Origin of the sequence: Delftia sp. ZNC0008, assembly GCF_000799035.1 — a bacterium.
Classification (GTDB): domain Bacteria; phylum Pseudomonadota; class Gammaproteobacteria; order Burkholderiales; family Burkholderiaceae_C; genus Comamonas; species Comamonas tsuruhatensis.
Genome location: NZ_JTKZ01000596.1, coordinates 1 through 4,608, shown reverse-complemented (window position 1 = coordinate 4,608; position 4,608 = coordinate 1). Strand labels below are relative to the sequence as shown.

Below are 4,608 nucleotides of genomic sequence, written 5' to 3'. Positions count from 1 at the left end.
TGCGTCCGACAGGAATTCGGAGATCGCGGCCACGGCCGCTGCAGGCAGCGGAGGAGGCAGGGGCACGCCCTCCTCCAGGTCTTCGGCCCGCGCATCGGGCGAGGCCACGGCACAGCTGCCGGTGCGCAGGAACTGCTGGCCCGCCAGCGACAGCGGCGCACGCTGGAAGGCTTCCATGGATTGCGCCTCGGCAATGCGGCCGCCGGCCAGCAGCAGCATGTCCTGCGCCACGGCCTGTGCGTGCTGCTGGTGGTGCGTGCTCATCAGCACGGCCGTGCGCTGGGCCACCTGGCGCAGCAGCTCCAGCAGCACGAAGGCCTCGTAGCCCTCAAGCTCTGCCGTGGGCTCGTCCACCATCAGCAGGGCCGGCTCGGCCAGCGCTTCGCGCAGGATGGCCACGGCACGCTGCTGCACGGGGGACAGCTGCAGCGCCGGCTGGTCGAACATCAGCGCAAGCTCGGGAAAGCCGAAGGCCTGCACCTGCGCGCGGCACCAGTCGCGCAGCGCATGCGGCACCAGCTTGAGGCGGGGCCGGGCCAGCTCGACGATGGCGTCGAAGGTGCTGGCCATCATCAGCCGGGCCTGCTGCTGCACCAGGCGCGGCGCCTGCATGGTGCCGGTCCATTCCTGGCCCGCGTAGCGCACGCTGCCCCAGCGGCGAAAGCGCGGATTGGCGGCATTGAGATCGGCCAGCGTGCGCAGCAGCGTGGACTTGCCCGAGCCGCTGGGGCCCAGCAGGGCCGTGATGCCGTGGGTGGGCAGCGTGAAGTCCACCTCAGCCAGGATGACGCGCGCGCCGAACGATGCGCCCAAACCCGCCGCCTGCAAGCTGTAGTCCTGCTTCAAAGCATGCCCTTCCTGTTTTGCCATGGGCCCTTGCGGGCGCTTCTTCCTGAAACCAGAACGGTGCACGCCCGCCTGGATGGGCCGGCAGTCTAAGCGTATTCGCTCTATCTCAAATCGTCACAATTTGAAACACCGCTAACGCAAAAGGATGTGAATTCACAGAATACAACCATCACATTGCCGCACGAATGCAGGAATAGCCAGCCACTGGCCGGTTGAATTCCCATGCAATAAGCCCCGGCACATTCGTGCCGGGGCTGTGCGATCAATTCAGTGTGCAGGTGCTTTTCAGTCCCTTACCTCCTTTCGCTTACCCGAGACGTACGGGAACAAATATCCTGTTGCCATCGCGCCAAATCAGCACGGCCACGGTCTTGCCGGCCTTGGCCATGGCGGCGCGCACGGCCTCGATATCACCGGCAGGCGAGCCGTTGATGGACAGCAGCACATCGCCCTGCGTGATGCCGGCCTCGGCCGCCGGGCCTGCAGCGTCGGCAACGACCAGGCCGTCCTTCACGCCGATCTGCTGCTTTTCCTCGGGCTGCAGCGGGCGCAGGGCCAGGCCCAGCTTGCCCTTGCCGGCGTCGGGCTTGTCCTTGGCCACCTTGGCGGCCTTGTCGCTGGCATCGCCCAGCACGGCGCTGAGCGTGCGGGCCTCGCCGTTGCGCCATATCTCCAGCGTGACCTTCTGGCCCGGCAGCGCCTGGCCCACAAAGGCCGGCAGATCGCCCGAGCCCACGATGGGCTGGCCATCGATCTTGCGCACCACGTCGCCGGGCTCCAGTCCCGCCTTGGCGGCAGGGCCGTTCTTGTCCACGCTGGACACCAGGGCGCCTTCGGGACGGTCGAGCTTGAAGGAATCGGCAAAGGCCTGGTTCACCTCCTGCACGGCCACGCCCAGCCGCGCATGCTGCACCTTGCCTGTGGCCACGATCTGCTGCTGCACGCGCGTGGCCACCTCGATGGGAATGGCGAAGGACACGCCCTGGTAGCCGCCCGAACGCGAGTAGATCTGGCTGTTGATGCCCACCACCTCGCCGCGCGCATTGAACAGCGGGCCGCCCGAGTTGCCGGGGTTGATGGCCACGTCCGTCTGCAGGAAAGGAACGAAGCTGTCGTCCGGCAGGGTGCGGCCCTTGGCGCTGACCACGCCGGCCGTCACGCTGCTCTCGAAGCCGAAGGGCGAGCCGATGGCCAGCACCCAGTCGCCCACGCGCAGATCGGCCGTCTTGCCCAGCGACACCGTGGGCAGGTTCTTCGCCTCGATGCGCAGCACGGCCACGTCGGTCTTGGGATCGGCGCCCAGCACCTTGGCGCTGAACTCGCGCCGGTCGGTCAGCTTGACGGTCACTTCCTTGGCGCCGCGCACCACGTGGGCGTTGGTCAGGATCAGGCCGTCGCTGGAGACGATGAAGCCCGAGCCTTCGCCGCGCGTGGGCACATCGCGCTGGGGCTGGCCCTGGCCCATGCCCGGCATGCCGGGCACGCCGAAGCGGCGGAAGAATTCAAAGAACGGATCGTTGGGGTCCATGCCCGGCACGCCCTGCTGCCCCTGGCGCGCTGCGGCCTCGTCGCCGTCCTCGCCCATGGCACGCGAGCTGCCGACCACGCTGATGTTGACCACGGCCGCGCCATTGCGCGCCGTGATGTCGGCAAAGTTGGGCGCCGCCACGGCGCCGGCGGGAGAAGCAGGAGAAGCGGCAGAAGCAGGCTGTGCTGCAGGCGCAAACAGCGACGTGGCGGCACGCGCATCGCCATGCACCACACCAACCAGACCGGCGCCCGTGGCGCCCAGGGCGCCGATGGCACCTGCGGCCACCAGGGCCAGCACCAGACGGCGGGGAGTCGACAGAATCTTGTTCATGGCAGACCTTTCCTCAAAAGCAGCGTTCCTTGCTGCGTTGGGGAGAAGTCTGAAGGGGCAGACTTAGGCGAGGCTTAGAAGCCTCGCCGTGCCTCTCAGATCAGCGCCAGCACCTTCTCAGGCGGGCGGCACAGCGCCGCGCCCTTGGGCGTGACGACGATGGGGCGGTTGAGCAGCACCGGGTGCTCGGCCACGGCGGCGAGCAACTGCGCATCGCTGGCCAATGCATCGCCCAGGCCCAGCTCGGCGAAGACGGCTTCCTTGCTGCGCAGCAGCTCGCGCACGGGCATGCCCAGCTGCCGGACCAGGGCCTGCAGTTGCTCAGCGTCCAGGGGCTGGGCGATGTAGTCGACGATGGTCGGCTCTATGCCGTTGTCGCGCAGCAGGGCCAGCGCGCCGCGCGAGTTGCTGCAGCGGTTGTTGTGGTAGATGGTGATGTCGGTGCGGGGGGCGGTGGTGTTCATGGGCCGCAGTGTAGGCCCATGAAAATGCGCCTCAGGCCACGGCTTCTTCGGGATGGGCATCGACCTCGCGGCCGGGCAGCAGCAGGTTCAGCCCCACCGCGACCAGGGCGCCGACGGTAATGCCCGAGCCGAAGACTTCGCGCACGAAGGCAGGCATGCGGGCCAGCAGGTCCGGGCGCACCGTGACCGCCAGGCCGCAGCCCAGCGAGACCGCGATGATCAGGCTGGCACGCCGCGAGTGCTCGGCGCCGCTGAGCATGCGGATGCCGGCAGAAATGATCATGGCAAACATCATCAGCCCCGCGCCGCCGAGCACGGGCTGCGGAATCGTCACCACCAGTGCGCCCAGCACAGGAAAGAGGCCGGCCAGCAGCAGCATGACGCCCGTCAGCATGACCACATGGCGGCTGGCCACGCCGGTCAGCGAGACCACGCCCACGTTCTGGGCGAAGGTGGACAGCGGAGGGCTGGACATCACGGCCGCGAAGGCCGAGCCCACGCCGTCGCACAGCATGCCGCTGGACAGGCGCTTGCCGTCGATGCGCGTCTGCGTGGCCGCGCCCAGGGCCATGAAGGTGCCCGTGGTCTCGACGATGGTCACCAGAAAGGCGATGGACATGGCGACGATGCCGGCCACCGGGAACGTCATGCCGAAGCTCAGCGGCTGCGGGATGGCGAAGACCGCGGCCTCGCTCACCTGGGTGAAGTCGATCAGGCCCAGCGCAAGGCACAGCACATAGCCGCAGGCGATGCCCAGCACCACGGCCGAGGCAGAGACGATGCCCCTGCCCCACTGCACGAAGCCGATCACCAGCACCAGCACGAAGCCGGCGATGGCCAGGTGGCCGATCGCGCCGTAGTCGCTGCGGCCCATGCCGCCCGCAGCCCAGTCCACGGCGACGGGGGTCAGCGACAGGCCGATCATGGTCACGACCACGCTGGTCACGGTGTGCGGGAAGAAGCGGCGGATCACGGGCATGAAGTAGCTGCCCACGATCATCACCAGCGACCCTACCAGCGAGGAGCCCAGGATGCCGGCCACACCATGCTCCAGCCCCACGCTGATGCCCGCGCCCACGAAGGCGAAGCTGGTGCCCATGACGCAGGGCAGCCGTATGCCCACGGGCCCCACCCCCCTGCACTGGACGATGGTGACCACGCCCGAGCCCAGCAGCGCTGCATTCACCAGCGCCACGATCTGGTCGGCCGGCAGCTTGAGCGCCCCGCCGAAGACCAGGGGCACGGCGATGATGCCGCCCAGCGCCGCCAGCAGGTGCTGCAGCGACAGAAGGACCGTGGTGATGAGCATTGGCGGACGGTCTTCCACCTTGTAAAGCAGTTGTTCCATTGTCTTGTCTCCTTGTGTCCTGGCCGTCGGCCTCTTCAGAGGCGCTTGTATGTATGTCGGGGCAGTGGTGCCGGAAAAGGACGCGG

Annotated in this window: 4 protein-coding genes; all 4 read right to left on the bottom strand. The window is 68.1% G+C overall.

What is annotated here, in order from left to right; all coding sequences use genetic code 11:
- The coding region (locus L995_RS19695) for an ATP-binding cassette domain-containing protein (protein ID WP_197065165.1) at nucleotides 1–870 on the bottom strand (870 nt) is incomplete at its 3' end.
- Between the two features lie 286 nt (nucleotides 871–1,156).
- Complete coding sequence (locus tag L995_RS19690) at nucleotides 1,157–2,710, bottom strand: Do family serine endopeptidase (RefSeq protein ID WP_016447917.1); 1,554 nt, start codon at nucleotides 2,708–2,710, stop codon at nucleotides 1,157–1,159.
- Between the two features lie 95 nt (nucleotides 2,711–2,805).
- Nucleotides 2,806–3,174 carry an arsenate reductase (glutaredoxin) gene (arsC, locus tag L995_RS19685; RefSeq protein ID WP_016447918.1) on the bottom strand — a complete coding sequence of 123 codons (369 nt, stop codon included), beginning with the start codon at nucleotides 3,172–3,174 and terminating at the stop codon, nucleotides 2,806–2,808.
- A 31-nt stretch (nucleotides 3,175–3,205) separates the two neighbouring features.
- Nucleotides 3,206–4,522, bottom strand: coding sequence for a nucleobase:cation symporter-2 family protein (locus L995_RS19680; protein WP_047473117.1), 1,317 nt, complete (start codon nucleotides 4,520–4,522; stop codon nucleotides 3,206–3,208).
- Nucleotides 4,523–4,608 lie beyond the last annotated feature (86 nt).

Bases quoted from the DNA above. Each gene is read 5' to 3' on its own strand.
- L995_RS19690 (WP_016447917.1), bottom strand. From the start codon at position 2,710: ATGAACAAGATTCTGTCGACTCCCCGCCGTCTGGTGCTGGCCCTGGTG.
- arsC (WP_016447918.1), bottom strand. From the start codon at position 3,174: ATGAACACCACCGCCCCCCGCACCGACATCACCATCTACCACAACAAC.
- L995_RS19680 (WP_047473117.1), bottom strand. From the start codon at position 4,522: ATGGAACAACTGCTTTACAAGGTGGAAGACCGTCCGCCAATGCTCATC.